Annotated in this window: 19 protein-coding genes; 9 read left to right on the top strand and 10 right to left on the bottom strand. The window is 65.7% G+C overall.

Translation table 11 applies throughout. The features are described from left to right. Positions 1-69: 69 nt before the first annotated feature. Positions 70-510 (top strand): VOC family protein, encoded by a 441-nt coding sequence (locus ACZ2IA_RS08365; RefSeq protein WP_470292117.1) that lies wholly within the window; start codon positions 70-72, stop codon positions 508-510. A gap of 177 nt (positions 511-687) precedes the next feature. Here the strand turns inward: ACZ2IA_RS08365 and ACZ2IA_RS08360 are convergent, their stop codons facing one another. The 4 genes from ACZ2IA_RS08360 to ACZ2IA_RS08345 all read right to left on the bottom strand — a co-directional run bounded on the left by ACZ2IA_RS08360 (position 688) and on the right by ACZ2IA_RS08345 (position 4,934). Further along, on the bottom strand, positions 688-2,070 hold the full coding sequence (locus tag ACZ2IA_RS08360) for an FAD-binding oxidoreductase (protein ID WP_470292116.1): 1,383 nt from the start codon (positions 2,068-2,070) through the stop codon (positions 688-690). Between the two features lie 41 nt (positions 2,071-2,111). Next, positions 2,112-2,885 carry a transporter substrate-binding domain-containing protein gene (locus ACZ2IA_RS08355; protein ID WP_470292115.1) on the bottom strand — a complete coding sequence of 258 codons (774 nt, stop codon included), beginning with the start codon at positions 2,883-2,885 and terminating at the stop codon, positions 2,112-2,114. 61 nt (positions 2,886-2,946) lie between these two features. Next, on the bottom strand, positions 2,947-3,777 hold the full coding sequence (locus ACZ2IA_RS08350; protein WP_470292114.1) for a carbon-nitrogen hydrolase family protein: 831 nt from the start codon (positions 3,775-3,777) through the stop codon (positions 2,947-2,949). Positions 3,778-3,782: 5 nt separating this feature from the next. Then, positions 3,783-4,934 carry a methionine aminotransferase gene (locus tag ACZ2IA_RS08345; RefSeq protein WP_470292113.1) on the bottom strand — a complete coding sequence of 384 codons (1,152 nt, stop codon included), beginning with the start codon at positions 4,932-4,934 and terminating at the stop codon, positions 3,783-3,785. 124 nt (positions 4,935-5,058) lie between these two features. Between ACZ2IA_RS08345 and ACZ2IA_RS08340 the strand changes: the two genes are divergently transcribed. Beyond that, positions 5,059-6,000 carry a LysR substrate-binding domain-containing protein gene (locus ACZ2IA_RS08340; protein ID WP_470292112.1) on the top strand — a complete coding sequence of 314 codons (942 nt, stop codon included), beginning with the start codon at positions 5,059-5,061 and terminating at the stop codon, positions 5,998-6,000. Position 6,001: 1 nt separating this feature from the next. Here ACZ2IA_RS08340 and ACZ2IA_RS08335 read toward each other — a convergent pair whose 3' ends face one another. Both ACZ2IA_RS08335 and ACZ2IA_RS08330 read right to left on the bottom strand, forming a co-directional pair. Then, positions 6,002-7,396, bottom strand: a complete 1,395-nt coding sequence (locus ACZ2IA_RS08335) for a HAMP domain-containing sensor histidine kinase (protein WP_470292111.1) — start codon at positions 7,394-7,396, stop codon at positions 6,002-6,004. A 58-nt stretch (positions 7,397-7,454) separates the two neighbouring features. Then, positions 7,455-8,138 (bottom strand): response regulator transcription factor, encoded by a 684-nt coding sequence (locus ACZ2IA_RS08330; RefSeq protein WP_470292110.1) that lies wholly within the window; start codon positions 8,136-8,138, stop codon positions 7,455-7,457. Positions 8,139-8,360: 222 nt separating this feature from the next. On the opposite strand from ACZ2IA_RS08330, the gene ACZ2IA_RS08325 reads away from it, so the two are divergent. Further along, entirely contained in the window at positions 8,361-8,873 is a 513-nt protein-coding gene (locus ACZ2IA_RS08325) for a Spy/CpxP family protein refolding chaperone (RefSeq protein WP_470292109.1), read from the top strand. Positions 8,874-8,890: 17 nt separating this feature from the next. Next, positions 8,891-9,610: an intradiol ring-cleavage dioxygenase gene (locus ACZ2IA_RS08320; RefSeq protein ID WP_470292108.1), complete on the top strand. Its 720-nt coding sequence runs from the start codon at positions 8,891-8,893 to the stop codon at positions 9,608-9,610. A 141-nt stretch (positions 9,611-9,751) separates the two neighbouring features. On the opposite strand, the gene mnmA is transcribed toward ACZ2IA_RS08320, so the two are convergent. The 3 genes from mnmA to ACZ2IA_RS08305 all read right to left on the bottom strand — a co-directional run bounded on the left by mnmA (position 9,752) and on the right by ACZ2IA_RS08305 (position 11,884). Next, a complete protein-coding gene (gene mnmA / locus ACZ2IA_RS08315; RefSeq protein ID WP_470292107.1) occupies positions 9,752-10,828 on the bottom strand; it encodes a tRNA 2-thiouridine(34) synthase MnmA in 1,077 nt (358 codons plus the stop codon). Continuing rightward, entirely contained in the window at positions 10,825-11,373 is a 549-nt protein-coding gene (locus tag ACZ2IA_RS08310) for a hypothetical protein (protein WP_470292106.1), read from the bottom strand. Before ACZ2IA_RS08310 ends, mnmA begins: the two co-directional genes overlap by 4 nt. A gap of 64 nt (positions 11,374-11,437) precedes the next feature. After that, positions 11,438-11,884 carry an NUDIX hydrolase gene (locus ACZ2IA_RS08305; protein WP_470292105.1) on the bottom strand — a complete coding sequence of 149 codons (447 nt, stop codon included), beginning with the start codon at positions 11,882-11,884 and terminating at the stop codon, positions 11,438-11,440. A 90-nt stretch (positions 11,885-11,974) separates the two neighbouring features. On the opposite strand from ACZ2IA_RS08305, the gene ACZ2IA_RS08300 reads away from it, so the two are divergent. Continuing rightward, positions 11,975-12,175, top strand: coding sequence for a (2Fe-2S)-binding protein (locus ACZ2IA_RS08300; RefSeq protein WP_470292104.1), 201 nt, complete (start codon positions 11,975-11,977; stop codon positions 12,173-12,175). A 157-nt stretch (positions 12,176-12,332) separates the two neighbouring features. After that, the gene (gene bfr, locus ACZ2IA_RS08295) at positions 12,333-12,803 is read left to right on the top strand and encodes a bacterioferritin (RefSeq protein WP_470292103.1); all 471 of its coding nucleotides are present in this window, start codon (positions 12,333-12,335) and stop codon (positions 12,801-12,803) included. Positions 12,804-13,032: 229 nt separating this feature from the next. Here the strand turns inward: bfr and ACZ2IA_RS08290 are convergent, their stop codons facing one another. Further along, the gene (locus ACZ2IA_RS08290) at positions 13,033-14,613 is read right to left on the bottom strand and encodes a YdgA family protein (RefSeq protein ID WP_470292102.1); all 1,581 of its coding nucleotides are present in this window, start codon (positions 14,611-14,613) and stop codon (positions 13,033-13,035) included. A 134-nt stretch (positions 14,614-14,747) separates the two neighbouring features. Between ACZ2IA_RS08290 and ACZ2IA_RS08285 the strand changes: the two genes are divergently transcribed. From ACZ2IA_RS08285 to ACZ2IA_RS08275, 3 genes are all read left to right on the top strand, one after another. Then, positions 14,748-15,941 (top strand): DesA family fatty acid desaturase, encoded by a 1,194-nt coding sequence (locus tag ACZ2IA_RS08285; protein ID WP_470292101.1) that lies wholly within the window; start codon positions 14,748-14,750, stop codon positions 15,939-15,941. 133 nt (positions 15,942-16,074) lie between these two features. Continuing rightward, on the top strand, positions 16,075-16,419 hold the full coding sequence (locus ACZ2IA_RS08280; protein ID WP_470292100.1) for a RidA family protein: 345 nt from the start codon (positions 16,075-16,077) through the stop codon (positions 16,417-16,419). 150 nt (positions 16,420-16,569) lie between these two features. Continuing rightward, positions 16,570-17,577 (top strand): TonB-dependent receptor plug domain-containing protein (locus tag ACZ2IA_RS08275; RefSeq protein WP_470292099.1); only part of this gene is annotated, 1,008 nt, incomplete at its 3' end.

Here is a 17,577-nt window from a genome sequence, read left to right as displayed (position 1 = left end):
CGCTATCCTTTACAGTAATGAGTCTTTAAACGCGGTGTTGTGCCGGCGTATGGAAATTACGAGGAACGAATGCTCTCGCTAGGAAAAATCGACCATATCCATGTCAAGGTAAGCGATATACCAAAAGCAATCTCGTGGTATGAACGGGTGCTTGGCATGGTGCCGGATGCCCGCTACCACCACATGAATGACGACCCGCACGGGGTGACCATGTTGGCCAACCAGAGTGGTTCGGTGCGCATTGCTCTGAGCGAAACCACCGTTCCCAACGACGATTCAGGCACGATCGCCTTCGTTGTCAGCGGGCAGGACTTCCTCGAGTGGATCGACCAGTTGGCCGGCGAACGCGTCGCCAACCGCGATGGCCTGAGCATTGCCCGCGACTCGGTGGCCGATCACGGCTTTTTCTGTGCGATTTCCTTCGTCGACCCGCACGGCAATCCATTCGAGATCATCAGCTATGACCACACCTGGCTGGCTGGCAAGCTGAAGTTCAAGGCACGCGTCTGAACTCGGCCTGTTCGTATAACAAAAACCCGCCATCAGGCGGGTTTTTGTTTGTCCGGATGGACGATGCTTGTGCCGCTGGCAGCATGGGCCGTGGCGCCCGGCCTTCGTCATACGCGGGTTGGCCGAAAACAGAAAACCCGCCGGGCGGCGGGTCGTGGAAGAGGAGTCGCGTCCTGGCTACAGGTCGAAGATCTTGCCCGGGTTGAGGATGCCGTGTGGGTCCAGCGCCTGCTTGATGGTCCGCATCACCCGGATCTCCACCTCGCTGCGCGACAGCGGCAGATAAGGCTTCTTGTCGAGACCGATGCCGTGTTCGGCCGAGATCGAGCCGTGCCATTGCGACACCCAGCGGTACACCAGTTGCTTGACCCGCTCGGAATCCACCTCGTCGCGCCGGTGGCCGATCAAGAGGTGCAGATTGCCGTCGCCGAGATGGCCGAACACGTGCAGCTCACTCTCCGGGGCGACGTCCGCCAGCGCCGCGCGGATGCCTTCGGTACACGGCTGCATCGCGTCCAGCGCCAGGCTGATGTCGAACTGGTCGGTGCGGACGTACAGCGTGTTCTCCGCCTCGCAGCCTTCGCGTATCGCCCACATCGCCAAGCGGTCGGCCTCGCTGCCGGCGATCACCGCATCGTCCAGCCAGCCCGCGTCCCAGACCTCGGCCAGCACCTGTTCGAACAGCGCGCCGTCGGCCTGCGGGTCGTTGCCTTCGATCTCGACCAGCAAGCAGTAGTCGGGCGCCTGCTCGAAAATCGGCTTGGCCGACGCGTGCTCGCCGCTATTGAGCAGATAGAAGCTCCGCCACATCCCCTCGAAACTGGCCAACAGGCCGCCCAGGCGCGCGCGCAGCCGCAGCAGCAGTTGAGGGATGGCGTCGAACTCGCGCACCGCCAGCATCGCGGTGTGGCGGGACAGCGGCGCAGGATGCAGTCGCAGCACCGCACGGGTGACGATGCCCAGCGTGCCTTCCGAACCGATGAACCACTGCTTCAGGTCGTAACCGGTATTGTTCTTCAGATAGGGGGTCAGGCCGGACAGCACGGTGCCGTCGGCCAACACTACTTCCAGCCCCAGGATCATGTCGCGGGTCATGCCGTAGCGCAGCACCTGGTTGCCCCCGGCGTTGCAGGCGATCATGCCGCCCAGCGTGCAGCTACCGCGCGCACCCAGGTCGACGGCGACCTTCAAGCCGGCCTCGGCCGCCTTGAGCTGGATCGCCTCCAGCAGCGCGCCGGCCTCCACCTCCACCGTCTGCTGGCCGAGGTCGATCTCGCCGATGCCGCGCAGGCGCTCCAGCGAGATCAGTACATCGTCCGGTCCGCTGGCGGTGCAGTTGGCGATATTGGTGCCGCCCCCGAGCGGGATGACTGCCTGGCGTGCGGCATGGCACAGCCGCAGCGCGGCCGACACCGCGGCGGTGTCGCGCGGCAGCAACAGCGCGCGGCCATCGAGCGGGCGCGGGTCCCAGAACGAGCGGGCCCGTTCGGCCAACCTTGCGCCGCAGATGACCGAATCGTCGCCGAGCGCGTCGCGCAGTGCCGTGATAAGTGTGTCCATGCCGTGTGTCCAGGATGTCAGGCCCCAGGGGGCGGGCTGTCTTATTCGCCGATCAGGCCGGTCAGGTTATGTTTGGCCGCGATCTGCTTGATCACGCCTTTTTGCTTCAGCGCGGCGATCGCCTGGCTGAAGCGGTTGGCCAGCTCGGTGTTGTCCTTGCGCACCACGAAGGCCATGCCTTCGCCGAGCACCTTGTCCTTGCGGCCGTCGAAGGTCGGGCCGACGAAGCCGAAGCCCTGGCCTTTCGGGGTGTCGAGGAAGCCGCGCTTCAGTTGGGCGGTATTGCCGAAGGTGTAATCGGCGCGGCCGTTGGCCATCTCGATCATCGGGTCCTGCGCGTTGACATAGCGCTTGATGGTGGCGCTCTTGCCGTACTGGTCGGAGATGAAGCGATCCTGGGTGGTGCCGCGCTGCACCGCGATGATCTTGCCCTTCAGCGCCGCCGGCGACACGTCCGCCTTGCCGCCTGCGTGGCCGACGAAGCTGTTGTACATGTAGTAGAACGGCTGGCTGAACGAGACGACCTTCAGGCGATCGGCCGAGATGTTCATGCTGACGATGGCGTCGAACTTACGCGCCTGCACGCCGGGAATCAGACCGTCCCACGGCTGGTTGACCAGCACGCACTCCGCTTTCATTTCGGCGCACGCGGCCTTGGTGACATCGATGTCGAAGCCGGCCAGGTTGCCGCTGGCGTCGGTGAACTCGAACGGCGGGTAGGTGGCGTCGGCGGCGATGCGCAGCGGCTCGGCGGCGAAACCGGCCAGCGGCAGGGCGAGGCAGGCGAGGGCGGCACACAGGGTACGGCGTTTCATGGCGATTCCTTCTCGATGTGTAGACATGGCAAAGAGTAACGGGGTGTCGTTGTTATATTGCTCACGCGTCGGCGCTGAACAGCCGGCGGTGTTGCAGCGCCGGCAGACGGCGTCGCAGCTCGGCCTGGTAGACCAGGTCGAGTTTGGCCAGTGCCACGCCTTCCCCTTCGGCGTGGCAGGCCAGAACGTCGCCCCAAGGGTCGACGATCATGCTGTGGCCCCAGCTGCGGCGGCCGCCCGGATGGTGGCCGCCCTGTCCCGGAGCAATCATAAACGCGAGGTTCTCGACCGCACGGGCGCGCAGCAGCAGCTCCCAGTGCTTCTCGCCGGTGGCGTAGGTGAACGCGGCCGGCGCGCTGATCAGCGCCGGCGCCGGTGCCTGGCGGTACAGTTCAGGAAAGCGCAGATCGTAGCAGACCGACATCCGCAGCGCGCCCCACGGCGTGTACGCGCTCGCCACCTGGTCACCGGCGCTCATCGTCGCCGACTCCTGGTAGTGCTCGGCGCCGTTGTCGAAGCCGAACAGGTGCATCTTGTGGTAGCGCTGGCGGCAGGTGCCGTCCGGGCCGAACAGCAGGCTGCTGTTGTACATCTTGCCCGGCTCGCTGCTCTGGGTCGGGATGGTGCCGCCGAGCAGCCAGATGCCGTGCTCGCGGGCCAGCTCCGACAGGAACGCTTCGAACTGGCCGCCGCCGGCCGGTTCGGCCAGGGCGACACGCTCGGTCTCGTCCTCCGGCATCAGGTAGAAGTATTCCGGCAGCGCCACCAGCTCGGCGCCGGCCAGCGCCGCGTCGCGCACCAGCCGGCGCGCGACGGCCAGGTTGGCCGAAAGGTTGGGTCCGGAGACCATCTGCACCGCGGCGGCGGTCAGCGAGGTGATCGGAGCATTCATCGTCGTCACACCCGGCACAGCCGTTCGGCGCCGGCGAGCAGCGTCGCGTCGTCCTTGGCGAACGACAGGCGGATCACCCGCGCGTCGGTGCCGTCGCTATAGAACGCCGACACCGGGATCGTCGCCACGCCCAACTCGCGGATCAGGCGCTGCACGAACTGGCTGTCGCTCTCGGAGCTTAAGTGGCCGAACTCGGCGAGCAGGAAGAAGCTGCCGGCCGACGGGTGCAGCTTCAGCCGCGAGTCCTTCAGCGCGTCGATCAAGAGGTCGCGCTTTCGCTGGTAGAACGCCGCGAGGCCCAGGTAGCTGTCCGGCTTTTCCATGATCTTGGCTAGTGCGTGCTGCATCGGCGTGTCGGCGGCGAACATCGCGAACTGGTGCACCTTGCGCACCTCGTCCATCAGCGCGGCCGGCGCTAGGCAGAAGCCGACCCGCCAGCCGGTGACGTGGAAGGTCTTGCCGAAGGAGCCGACCACCACCGCGCGTTCGGCCAACCTCGGGTGGCGGCTCATGCTGTGGTGCGGGCGGCCGTCGAACACCACGTGCTCGTACACCTCGTCGGACAGGATGACGATGTCGGTGCCTTCGGTCAGCCGGGTCAGCGCGGCGATGTCGGCGTCGCCGAGCACGGTGCCGGTCGGGTTGTGCGGGGTGTTGAGCACGATCATCCGGGTGCGCGGGCCGATCTTGGCGGCGACCTCGTCCCAGGGGATCGCGAACTCGGGCGCGTTCAGCTTCACCGGCACCGCGATGGCGCCCTGCAGCTCGACCATCGGCGCGTAGCTGTCGAATGCCGGCTCGAAGATGATCACCTCGTCGCCCGGGTGCACCAGCGCGGTGATCGCCGAGAACAGCGCCTCGCTGGCGCTGGCCATCACGGTGACCTCGTCGGCCGGGTGGTAGGTGTGGCCGTACAGCGCCTCGGCCTTGGCAGCGATCGCCTCGCGCAGGGCCGGCAGGCCGGTCATCGGCGCGTACTGGTTGTGACCGGCCTGCATCGCCTCGTGGGCGTAGCGGATCAGTTCCGGGTCGCAGGGGAAGTTCGGTGCCCCTTGCGACAGGTTGATCGCCTGGTACTGGGCGGAGAGCTGGCCGATCACGGTGAAGATCGTGGTGCCGACGGCGGGCAGTTTGGAGCGCAGGGTGGGCGTGCTCATCGCGAAATCCTCGGTGGCGTTGGGCGCAGATCTTGCGCGGTTGAGGGCATTTAACGGGCCCGGCCACTTGTGCGACAAACGAATTATCGGCATCGTATGGATGAGTTTTTCTCAGGATGAAACCATGGCCCGTCCGGTGTTGCCGCTCTACGCGCTACAGGTGTTCGAGGTGGCCGCGCGCACCCTCAGCTTCACCCGCACCGCCGAGGCGCTGTTCATCACGCAAAGCGCGGTCAGCAAGCAGATCAGCCAGCTGGAGACGCAGCTCGGCTACCCCTTGTTCCATCGCCAGGTGCGCAAGCTGACGCTGTCCGCGCAGGGCGAGGTGTTGCTGCCTTTTGTGACGCGGGCCTTGTCGACGCTGGAGAAGGGGCTGGAGGAGACCGGACGCAGCGTCAAGAACCGGCTGAGGCTGAAGGCGCCGTCGTGCGCGTCGCGCTGGCTGCTCGGCGAGGTGCGCGACTTCGCGCGCGAGCATCCGGACATCGAGGTGGAGGTGACCAGCGTGCACGCGCACGACGTCAACTTCGCACGCGAGCCGTTCGATCTGGCGGTGGTGTTCGTGCCGTTGCCTTCGGCCAACCCCAGCCTGACCCCGCTGTTCACCGAACGACTCACCCCGGTGTTGACGCCGGGCCTGGCCGAACAGGTCGGTGTGCCGCTGACCGAGCCCGGCGACTTGACGCACTACCCGCTGCTGCACCCGACGCGCGACAAGCGCGACTGGACGCAGTGGCTGACGGCGGTGGGGGCGGGCGAGATCGGCGTCGCCTCGGGACAGATCTTCGAGACGCTCGACCAGGCGATGAGCGCGGCGCTGCAGGGTTTCGGCGTGTCGATCGCCGACGTGACGCTGCTCAAGGACGAGCTGGCGCGCGGTACGGTGATGGCGCCGTTCGATCAACTGCTGTTGACCGGCTGCGGCTACGCGCTGGCGCGGCCGCCGGCCGACAAGGCAAGCGAGGCGGCGCTGTTGATGCACGACTGGCTGCTGGCGCGACACCGGGTCGCGCCGGAGACGATGAAAAGCGGGCTGGCCAGCCTGGCCGCAATCGCGGCCGGCTGAGTCAGTCTCCGTCCGGCAGGGCCGGCTGCAACGGCAGCACCACGCTGACGCATAGCCCGCCGCCCGGACGGTTGGCGGCACCGACCGTGCCGTGGTGAGCCACGATGGCGCGCTGCGCGATCGCTAGGCCCAGCCCCCAGCCGGAGGCGCTGCGGCTGCCGTCCAACTGCACGAACGGCTCGAACATCGTCGCCAGCTGCGCCGGGTCAACGCCCGGGCCGCGGTCGCTGACGCGTACGGTGGCCTGGCCGGCGTCGCATTCCAATTCGATCTCGACCTGCTGACCTGCCTGCGAATGCTTCAGCGCATTGCGCACGATGTTCTCCAGCGCGCGGTACAGCAGCTCGGCCCGGCCGCGCATCAGCGCCTCACGCCCGGCCGGGGCGAAGCCGATCGTGATCGCCCGGCTGGCCGCCTCGAAGCGCGCGTCGTCGACGATGCTGTGGAGCAGCTCGGTCAGGTCGAAGAACTCGTCCGACTCGGCCGGTTTGCCGCCGGCTTCCAGCCGCGACAGCGTCAGGATTTCGCCGACCAGCCGGTCGAGCCGAGCCGCCTCGCGTTCGACCCGGTCGAGCGAGCGTTCGAGCTTGTCCGGCTGCTGGCGGGCCAGCCCGACCGCGACCTGCAGGCGGCCCAGCGGCGAGCGCAGCTCGTGCGACACATCGTGCAGCAGCTGGCGCTGCGCGGTGACCAGCGTCTTCAGCCGTTCGGCCATCCGGTCGAAGTCGTGGCCGAGGTCGGCCACCTCGTCGCGCCGCCTGCCTATCGCCGCTGCGACGCGGGTATCCAGGTCGCCGTCGGCCAGCCGGGCGAACGCGCCGCTCAAGAGCCGCAGCGGCCGGGTCAGGTACCAGGCGAGCGCGACGCTGAACACCAGGCTGCCGAGCGCAACGCTCAGCATCATGTCGAACGGCAGGCCAGGCGGTAGCGGCGGCGGTGGGCGCAGATGGGCGCCACCGGCCAGCGGCCGCGGCATCGGGCCTTCGGTCAGCACGAACAGCAGATAGCGTTCGCCATGCGGGGTGACGGCGGTCTGGACGCTGCGCTCCCTGGGGGACTCGTTGCGCAGGGTGGCGCGGTGGCGGGCTTCGGCCAACGACGTCGGTGGCACCGGTCGGCCGAGCGCGTCGTGACCGAGGTTGTCGACCACCAGCAAGTGCTCGTGGATGAGCGGCGGCCAGGCGTCGAGCAGCTCGGTCAGCGCCGGCAGCCCGCCGTAGTGCAGCGTGGCCGCCGCGGCCGAGGTGGCCATCGCCGCGCGCGGGCCCTCGGCGACGTCGCCGGTGCGGTGCAGGCGGTTGGCCATGTAGGAGTAGGACAGCGTGCCGCCGATCAGCGCGACGGTCAGCAGTGTCAGCCAGAAGCCGAACAGGATCTTCCAGAACAAGCGGCCCATGGTCAGATCCGGGCGTGGCCGGCGGCCGAACGGGGCGGGGTGGAGCAGGGCATCGGGCTCACTCCTGGACGATTCGGTAGCCGACGCCACGCACGGTGAGGATGGGCGTGCGGCCGCTAGTGTCGGGGCCGAGCTTCTGGCGGATATTGCTCATGTGCACGTCGACGCTACGGTCGTAACGGGTGTGCGGCCGGCCCAGCGCCTGCTCGCTCAGCTCCTGCTTGCTGAGCACCCGGCCGCCGCCCGCCAAGAGCGCGGCGAGCAGCTGGAACTCGGCGTTGGTCAGCTCGACCGGCTGGCCGCGCCATTCGACCCGGTGCCGCTCCGGATACAGCGACAGTGCCCCGGCGTGCAGAGGCTGGTGCGAGTTCGGCTCGGCCTGGCCGGCGGTGCGGCGCAGGATCGCGCGCAGCCGCGCGACCAGCTCGCGTGGCAGGCAGGGCTTAGGCACATAGTCGTCGGCGCCCAGCTCCAGGCCGACGATGCGGTCGATGTCGTCGCCCTTGGCGGTCAGCATCAGCACCGGCACCCGGCTGTGCTGACGGATCCGCCGCAGCGCCTCCAGCCCGCCGACCCGCGGCATCATCACGTCGAGCACCACCAGCGCGTACTTACCGGTCAGCGCCGCCGCCGCGCCGCTCTCGCCGTCGCCGGCGCTGTCGGCCTCGAAGCCCTCCGAGCGCAGGTAGTCGCTCAGCATCGCGACCAGTTCGGTGTCGTCGTCGACCAGCAGGATCCGCACCTTCGTTCTCCTTATGGCGTGCGTCGCCGCACTGGCGGCGATACGTAATCGATGCGACCGATGATACCGGCCGGGGGCGGCGCTGCGGCCGTCGCGGCGCGGCTTTTCGCAATCTTTACACTTCGCTAACCCCGGTTTACGGCGCCGCGGCGCATAGTGGCGGCATCGGATGCACCGCTCTGTGCGGCGCGTCGACCGATCCACTCAAACCGGAGAGACGCGATGACTCGAACCAAACGTTTCCTGCGTGCGATGGCGCTCGCCTCGTTCCTGCTCGGCGCCGGCAGCGTGTCCGCCGCCGAACCGACCACGCCCGTACCGGTGGACCCGCCGTCCGCCATGGAGCCGGGGCCGCATCATGGCGAATGCCATGGCATGGGTCACGACGAGCCCGGTTTCGGTATGCCGCTACGGGGGCTGCTGCCCCTGCACGACCTTAAACTGAGCGACGCGCAGCAGGACAAGGTATTTCAGTTGATGCACGACGCCGAACCGGCGCTATATCAAAAGATGAAGGCGTTGCGTGCCACCCGTGAAAGCCTGGCCACCGCGGCCGGCTTCAGCGCCTACGACCCGGCGCAGGTACGCAAGTTGGCCGAACAGCAGGGCCGCCAGACGGCCGAGCTGATCAGCTACCGCAGCGAACTGCGTCACAAGCTCTATGTCCTGTTGACGCCGGAGCAGCAGCAACAGGTGAAGCAGTGTGAGCAGCGGCGCGGCCACTGGCCGGGCTGAACCCCAAGGAGGGTGGGATGAACGATGACGATCGCCCGTTACTCAATCGGCGTACCGTGCTGGCGCTATGCGGCTTTGGTGGCGCCGGCCTGCTGGTCGGCCGCGCGGTGGCCGCGCCGGTGGTGCAGGCGCTGAGCAGCGCCGCCGTACCGGCCTGCGTGCTGACGCCGGCGCAGACCGAGGGGCCGTACTTTGTCGACGAGCGACTGGAACGGGTCGACCTGCGCCGCGACCCGGTCAGCGGCAAGGTGTCGGAGGGCGTGCCGCTGCAGCTGACGCTGCACGTGTCGCGGCTGGTCGACGGCGTCTGCCATCCGCTCGCCGGTGCGCAGGTCGACCTGTGGCACTGCAACGCCGACGGCGTCTACTCCGACGCGGTCGACCCGGGCTTCGATACCCGCGGCAGCCGCTTCCTGCGCGGTTTCCAGCGCAGCGACGCCGACGGCCGGGTGCGCTTTTTGACCATCTACCCGGGTTGGTACGATGGCCGGACGGTGCATATCCACTTCAAGGTGCGGCCGCGCGAGGGCGGCGAGTTCACCTCGCAACTGTATTTCGACGACGCGCTGACCGACCGGGTGCATACGCTGGCGCCGTACGCCCGCCGCGGCCAGCGCACGACACGCAACGCCGACGACGGCATCTTCCGCCGCGGCGGTACGCGCTTGCTGCTGAAGGTGCAGCGCAACGCCGACGGCCTGACGGCCGACTTCCAGATCGGCCTGACGAGTTCCTGACGATTTCCCTCCAGAGAAGTACCTTCGGCCAACCTGCGCAAGCTCGTTGGCCGCTTTTTCGTCGCTCGCCGGCGCGAGGCATGAAAAAACCGTCCGGCGTATTACGCGGGACGGTTCGAGCTGCTGTGTAGGCGTTCGGGCTTATTGGATGATGCCGCCGCCCAGGCAGATATCGCCGTCGTACAGCACCGCCGACTGGCCCGGCGTCACCGCCCACTGCTTGTCGCGGAAGGTCAGCGTGGCGGCGCCATCGACCACCGGGCTGAGCGAGCAGGCCGCGTCGGCCATCCGGTAGCGGTTCTTCGCCGCGTAGTCGCCGGCGGTCGGCGCCTCGTCCAGCGTCCAGGACAGATCGCTCATGCTCAGCGTCGGCTTGAGCAGCAGCGGGTGGTCGTGCCCCTGCACCACGATCAGCTTGTTGGCCGGGATGTCCTTGCCGGCGACGAACCACGGCTCGCCGTTGCCATCGCGCGAGCCGCCGATGGTCAGGCCCTTGCGCTGGCCGAGCGTGTAGAAGGTCAGCCCGACGTGCTCGCCGACCACCTTGCCGTCCGGGGTGATCATCTCGCCCGGCGAGGTCGGCAGGTAGCGCTGCAGGAAGTCGCGGAACGGCCGCTCGCCGATGAAGCAGATGCCGGTGCTGTCCTTCTTCGCCGCGGTCGGCAGGCCGGCCTGTTCGGCCAACTGGCGCACCTCGGTCTTGCGGATGTCGCCGAGCGGGAACATCGCCTTCGACAGCTGCGACTGGTTCAGCCGGTACAGAAAGTAGCTCTGGTCCTTGGTGTGGTCGATCGCCTTCATCAGGTAGTGGCGGCCGTTCTCGACGTGCTTGCGAGCGTAGTGGCCGGTGGCGATGCAGTCGGCGCCGAGCTCCATCGCGTAGTCGAGGAAGGCCTTGAACTTGATCTCGGCGTTGCACAGCACGTCTGGGTTCGGGGTGCGGCCGGCCGAGTATTCCTTCAGGAAGTACGAGAACACCCGGTCCTTGTATTCCTTGGCGAAGTTGACCACTTCCATGTCGATGCCGACGATGTCGGCCACGCTCATCGCATCGAGCGCGTCTTCCTTGATCGAACAGTATTCGCTGTCGTTGTCGTCTTCCCAGTTCTGCATGAACACGCCGATCACCTCGTGGCCCTGCTGTTTCAGCAGCCACGCGGTCACCGACGAATCCACGCCGCCGGACATGCCGACGACGATCCGTTTCTTGCCCGTCACGGGGAGTATCCTTCCATCCAAATAGCAAGGGGCACCATCAGTGGCGGTGCCCCGAAATTCCTGAACCAGCTGTCGACGATCCAGTCGCTGCCGTCGACGATGTCATGCAATTTGGCCGCGTAGTGCAGGTCGAGTACCCAGGGCGCCCGCCAGACCCGGCCTACCGCCTGGTGAAAGCGCAGCCAGCCGTGCGCCTGAAAATAGTCGAGAAAGCCCTGCACATTGCTGCTGTGGTCGACGCAGTCCATCTTGCCCTCCGCCGTCCCATCGGCGAAGTTGCCGCCGCGGTCCTCGGCGATCGGCGCGAACTGGATGGCGGCCAACTGGTAGAGCTGCTGCACCGCCTGGGCCACCGCGTCGCGCTCACCGACGTCATCGTGGCTGGCGGCAAACAGTGCGGCCAGCGTGGTTTCGGCCTGTTCGTCGACGTCGAACGACGCCTGTCGTTGACATCCGTAATGATAACAGACCTTTAGCGTCGCCGACCACGCCGGGGCGGCCAGCCAGAGGGGCAGGGACAGCAGCAGGGCGGTCAGGCGGCGCATACGGTCGTCCAGCGGGGATAGAGCCTGATTTATAGACGGTAGCTCGGCTCGGGTCGTTGCGCGTTCACACCCGATCGAGCAGCGACAGCGGCGAACGCTGCCCAGCCTGCCAGTCGGTGAGGCAACGTGCCACCAGAGGGCTGCGGCGCGGGCAGCGGTGCGTCAGAATTTCCTCGGCGCTCAGCCAGTGTGCGGCGACGATGCCGGCGTCGAGCGGTCTCTCCGGGTGGTGGGCGGTGACGCGGCCGAAGAAGGCGAAGCGCAGGTAGCTGACGTCACTGATGCCGGCTTTGTCCGACAGATAGATGCCGACCAGTCCTTCCGGCTCGAACTCGTAACCGGTCTCCTCCAGTACTTCGCGCCGCACCGCGTCGATCAGGCTTTCGCCGTGTTCGAGGTGGCCGGCCGGCTGGTTGATCTGGCGACCGTGTTCGGTGTCTTCCTCGACGATCAGGAAGCGGCCGTCCTGCTCGATTACGGCGGCGACGGTGACATTCGGCTTCCAGCGCATGGGTGGTCTCCCGATAAATGGTAATTGACAATCGTTATTGTCTGTAAATAAAATCACCAATAACAGTTCTCATTTAGTGGAGTGTGCAGCATGTACGTCTGTCTCTGCAACGCCGTCACCGACCGTCAGATCCGTCACGCCGTGGAAAACGGTGCGACCCGCATGAGTGATCTGAACCGCGAGTTGGGCGTGGCCGGCGAATGCGGCAAATGTGCCGGCTGTGCCTGCCAGATCATGAAGGATACGATCGCTCAGTCGTCTTGCAAATCATTGATGCTCGAAGCCGCCTGAGTCGTCCGATTCCTTTCGCCGCCTTTTCTAGGCGGCTTAGTCGTACCTTGCTTGTTTCTCCCCCTCGCTGTGCCATAATTTCAGCGTTTTCGCATCCGTGCTGCAACGGACTGCTCAACGACGCATGCACGGCATGCGCGCCCATCAGGAGACGGCCATGCAAGGTGACAAAAAAGTCCTCAAATACCTCAACACCATCCTCAAGAACGAGCTGACCGCGATCAATCAGTACTTCCTGCATGCCCGCATGTACAAGAACTGGGGCCTGAAGAAACTCAACGAGCACGAATACCACGAATCGATCGACGAGATGAAGCACGCCGACCGGATCATCGAGCGCATCCTGTTCCTCGAGGGGCTGCCCAATCTGCAGGATCTGGGCAAGCTGCACATCGGCGAGAACGCCCAGGAAATGATCGGCAGTGACCTGAAGCTGGAACTCGATGCAATCCCGGTGCTGCGCGAGGCGATCGCCTACTGTGAAACGGTGCAGGACTATGTCACCCGCGATCTGCTCGAAGACATCCTCGAGAGCGAAGAAGAGCACGTCGACTGGCTGGAGACTCAGACTGGCCTGATCGAGAAGATCGGTCTGCAGAACTACCTGCAGAGCCAGATGGACGAGTAAGAGCCGCTAACAAAACGAGGCATAGCCGAAGTTTCTGCGTAGCTAAAACCCTTTCGGCGTTGTTGCCCTGCCTTGCCGTACTACATGTACTGTCTGCGGCAGGGCGCCTAGCCGGAACTGTTTCACTGGGTTTTGTTAGAGCCTCTACGTTCCGCGGCGATCGCCCGGTGTGCTGCCGCCGGGCACAAAAAAGGGAGCCAATCGGCTCCCTTTTTGCATGGTGTGGCGCTTACTTTGCCGCGCTGGCCGCGGCGGGTCCGTCCAGATCGCCGCTTTCTTCCCACGGCAGCGGCACCTTCTTCTTGTTGATGCTCAGCTGACCCTGTTTGAAGGTCATCTCGGTCGCGACCTGGCCGCCGGCCATCTTGATGAAGCCCTGGTTCGACCATTCGGACAGTTGCGAGTCGAGCAGGCTCTTGGCCAGGTTGTCGATCTCGCCGACGTCCGGCTGGTCTTCGGCGCTGGCGTCGACGGTGAACAGGTTGCGCGCCTGTGCCACCACCAAGTCTTCCAGCGTCTGCCTCGGCAGGTTGATCTTGGCTTCGGCGTCGAACCGCTTGATGAACGCCACCGGATCCTTCAGATCGGCTTCCTGCAGGCCGTCGAGCGCCAGCTGGCCGGTGAGCGACGCCTCGCCGGTCGGCATCTTCAGGTAGAAGTCGTTGACCGTCAGCTTCGGGTTGTTGGTCAACAGCGGTACGCCGTAACGCTTCACCGTGTCGATGTACTGTTTGCGCAACACCGCCGGGTCGATGCCCTCGAACGGGATCTTGCCCAGTTCCTTGTCGAGTTTGATCAGCGTCGGGCCGTGCAGGTGGCTCGCCGAGACGTCGAGCCGCATCGGGCCGTAGACGCGATCGTTGTAGCCGAACTTCTCGAAGTCGAGCTTGCCGCGGCTATTGATGAACTCGTCCTGCTCGCTGGTGACGATCTGGTAACGCAGCCCCTTCAGCGTCACGTTGGACGGCTTGAATTCTCCGCTCGGGTTGACGAACTCGCCGACCCGCATCCGGGTCAGCAGGTAGATCAATTCATTCAGCTTGATGCTGTACGGGACGCTATCCTTCCAATTGAGCGCCACGTCGCCGACGGTCAGCTCGCTGGTGCCGAGCTTCACGCCGGTGTTGCCCGGGCGGACGTCGGAAATGTAACGCACGCCGTTGAAGGTCACGCCGCCCTTGGTCGCGGCGGCCAGCATGAAGCCCGGCGACAGCGCTTCGGTCTTGTATTCCTTAAAGCCCGAGTTGTAGTCGACGTTGAGCTTGAAGCCCTGCCACTTCATCTTTACGCCGGACAGGGTTTCCTCGTAGTCGAACGGCGGCACCTCGACCAGCAGCTCGCCGCCGCCGCCGAAGCCCAGACGGTTGGTGACGGTGATCGGCTCGGCATCGCCGAAGAAGCGCTTCAGCGTCTGGCGGGTGGCGTCGCTCATCGCGAACTGGGTGGTCACCAGCGCGCGGCCTGGGCGCAGGTCGAAGTGCCCGAGGCCGGGGAACGGGCCGTGCTTGATGTGCTGGGTGTAGTGGATGGTCGAGCCGAGCAGCGGCTTGACGTTGTCCGGCAGCATGTTCTCGTACGGGCCGATCAGCTTGCGGTTGAACGTCAGCTCGGTGGTTTCGGTCGAAGAGAACCAGCCACGCTGGTAGACGTGCGACTTCACCTTGAAAATCGACAAGTCGGCCAGCATTTGGTGCTGCTGTTGCAGAGTCTTTTCGGCTTCGACGCCGGCCCAGTAGGACGCGCCGCCGTACAGGACGAACAGTCCGGCGAGCGAAGCGCCGGCCACGATCAGATGGTGTTTACGCAACACGTTCGGAGTGGAGATTCCGGTTGAAATGGAAGGACTATGTTACACCAGAGCCGCCCGCAGTGTGTTTACTGTGCGCTGATCGGGGGTTTCGATTACAATAGAGCCTTGTCTCTAAAGGAAAAAGGTTTTAGCGAATGCAATGGCTTAACGGCTTGATCGATCTGCCCTGGTGGGGCTATGTGCTGGTGGCGCTGGCGCTTACCCACATCACCATCGCTTCGGTCACCATCTTCCTGCATCGTTGCCAGACCCACCGCGGTCTCGACCTGCATCCGGCTATCAGCCACTTCTTCCGCTTCTGGCTGTGGCTGACCACCGGCATGGTCACCAAGGAGTGGGTCGCGATCCACCGCAAGCATCACGCCAAGTGCGAAACGGAAGACGACCCGCACAGCCCGCAAGTGCTGGGCATCAAGAAAGTGTTGTGGGAAGGCGCCGAACTGTATCGCGCCGCCTCCAAAGACCGCGAGATGGTCGAGAAATTCGGCCGCGGCACCCCGGACGACTGGCTGGAGCGCAACGTCTACACCCGCCACAGCGCCAAGGGCATTTTCGTCATGATGGCGATCGACCTGGTGTTGTTCGGCCCGATCGGCCTGACCATCTGGGCGGTGCAGATGGTGTGGATTCCGTTCTGGGCGGCCGGCGTGGTGAACGGCCTGGGTCACTATGTGGGCTACCGCAACTTCGAGAACGAAGACGCGGCGACCAACCTGATCCCGTGGGGCATCATCATCGGCGGCGAAGAGCTGCACAACAACCACCACACCTTCGGCACCTCGGCGAAGTTCTCGTACAAGTGGTACGAGTTCGACATCGGCTGGGGCTATATCCGTGCGCTGGAAACGGTGGGCCTCGCCAAGGTGCTGCGTGTGGCGCCGAAGCTGCAGGAAGGCGATGCCGGCCCGCAGTTGAGCGTCGACCACCTGCAGGCGATCATCGCCAACCGCTACGCGGTGGCGGCCCGTTACGCCCGCGAATTGAAGGCGGTATATCGCAGCGAACTCGACAAGCTGAAGCAGAGTGCCCACCTGCCGGAGTTCAGCGGCCTGAACCTGACGCGCAAGATGAAGATCTGGCTGAAGCAGGACGCCAAGGACACCCCAGAGAACGAGCGCGCCGCGCTGACGGAGCTGCTCGGCAAGAGCCCGGTGCTGGCCACCGTGTACAGCATGCGCCAGGAGCTGACGCGCCTGTGGGAGCGCTCGTCGCTGACCCGCGACGAACTGCTCAAGGAACTGCAAGACTGGTGCGCTCGCGCCGAGGCGAGCGGCATCGAATCGCTGCAGCGTTTCTCGCAGCAGCTGCGCCGCGCGACCACCGCGTAAGCGTACAGCGATCCAGGTTGGCCGAATGGGCCGACCGACGCAACAACGGCGGGCTTGTCCCGCCGTTTTGCATGGCGGCTCTGCTAGACTGATCGCTCATCAACGTTACCAGCAAAGACTCAGGGGGATACACATGACGGTTCATCGCCACCTGCCGGGCGAGCGCCTGGCCGAAGCGGTTGTCGCCAACGGTTTCATCTTCACCACCCAGGTGCCGCGCGACGGCAACGCCGACGCCCGTGCGCAGACCACCGACGTGTTGGAGCAGGCCGACCAGGTGCTCGCCGACCTGGGCTCGGACAAGAGCAAGGTCATCGATGTGACGATCTTTCTGCCCGATCTGGCCGACTTCGCCGAGATGAACGCGGCGTGGGATGACTGGGTTATCCCGGGCCACACCCCGACCCGCGCGACGGTACAGGCCAAGCTGGTCGACCCGAGCTGGAAGATCGAGATCAAGGTGATCGCGGTACGCTAAGCGCGTTGATCTCCGCTTCCGTCCCGACAGCCCTCCCATGCGGAGGGCTTTGTTTTGCCTGTAGTGAATCGGGCTGCGACACTATGTCGCGCGGGTGAGATCTCTTCTTTCCTTACAATCGGCCGCTTTGCCGACAACAAGGAGGAGATCATGACAGGCAACCATTCCAAGCGTGGGGCAGGGCGGCTGCCGCTGCTGCTGGCACTGTGCAGTGCCGCACCGCATGCGCGGGCCGACAGTGAGAGTGTGTTGCCCAGCGTCGCGGTCAACGCCGAGCGGGTGGCCCCGGCGCTGACCCTGCCGTCGCGGGCGGCGGCCGAGGCGGAGCTGGCACGGGTGCCAGGCGGCACCGGGCTGGTCGATGTTGAGCGCAACGGCCGGCAGTCGACGCTGGCCGATACGCTCGGTTACGCCACCGGGGTGTTCGTGCAACCGCGCTTCGGCGCCGACGAGTCGCGCTTGTCGATTCGCGGTTCGGGGCTGCAGCGCACCTTCCACCTGCGCGGCATCGCGCTGCTGCAGGACGGAGTGCCACTCAACTTGGCCGACGGCAGCGTTGACTTCCAGGCGGTCGAGCCGTTGGCGACCCGTTACGTCGAGGTCTACCGCGGTGCGAACGCGCTGCGCTACGGCGCGACCACGCTGGGCGGCGCGATCAACTACGTGTCGCCGTCGGGCCGCGACCCGGCCACGCCGTCGCTGCTCGCCCGGGTCGAAGCGGGCAGCTTCGACTACCGGCGCGCGCAATTGGCCGCGGCAGGGCAAAGCGGTGCGCTCGACGGTTACGTCAGCCTGACGAGTGCGAGCCAGGACGGCTTCCGCGACCATGCCGAGCAGGAGGCGTATCGGCTGTTCGCCAACGCCGGCTGGCAGGCGTCGGCCGAGCTCGAGACCTGCTTCTTCATCGCCGCCGTGCACAGCAACTCCGAGCTGCCTGGCAACCTGACCAAGGCGCAGCTGCAGAGCGACCCGCGCCAGGCCAGCCGCGACGCGCTGCGCGGCGATCAGCAGCGCAATATCGACATGGCCCGGCTGTCGAACAAGACGGTGTGGCGGGGGGGGGGGGGGGGGGGAAACAAAAAAAAACGGGACTCCCCCCCCTTTTCCCCCCCAAAAAACCTTTTCCCCCCCCCCTCCCCGTCCCCCAACCAAAAAAAC

It is taken from the genome of Crenobacter sp. CS_VA4 (genome assembly GCF_055597485.1).
Note: the sequence above shows the minus strand (reverse complement) of the source record. Positions and strands in the feature narration are given on the sequence as shown.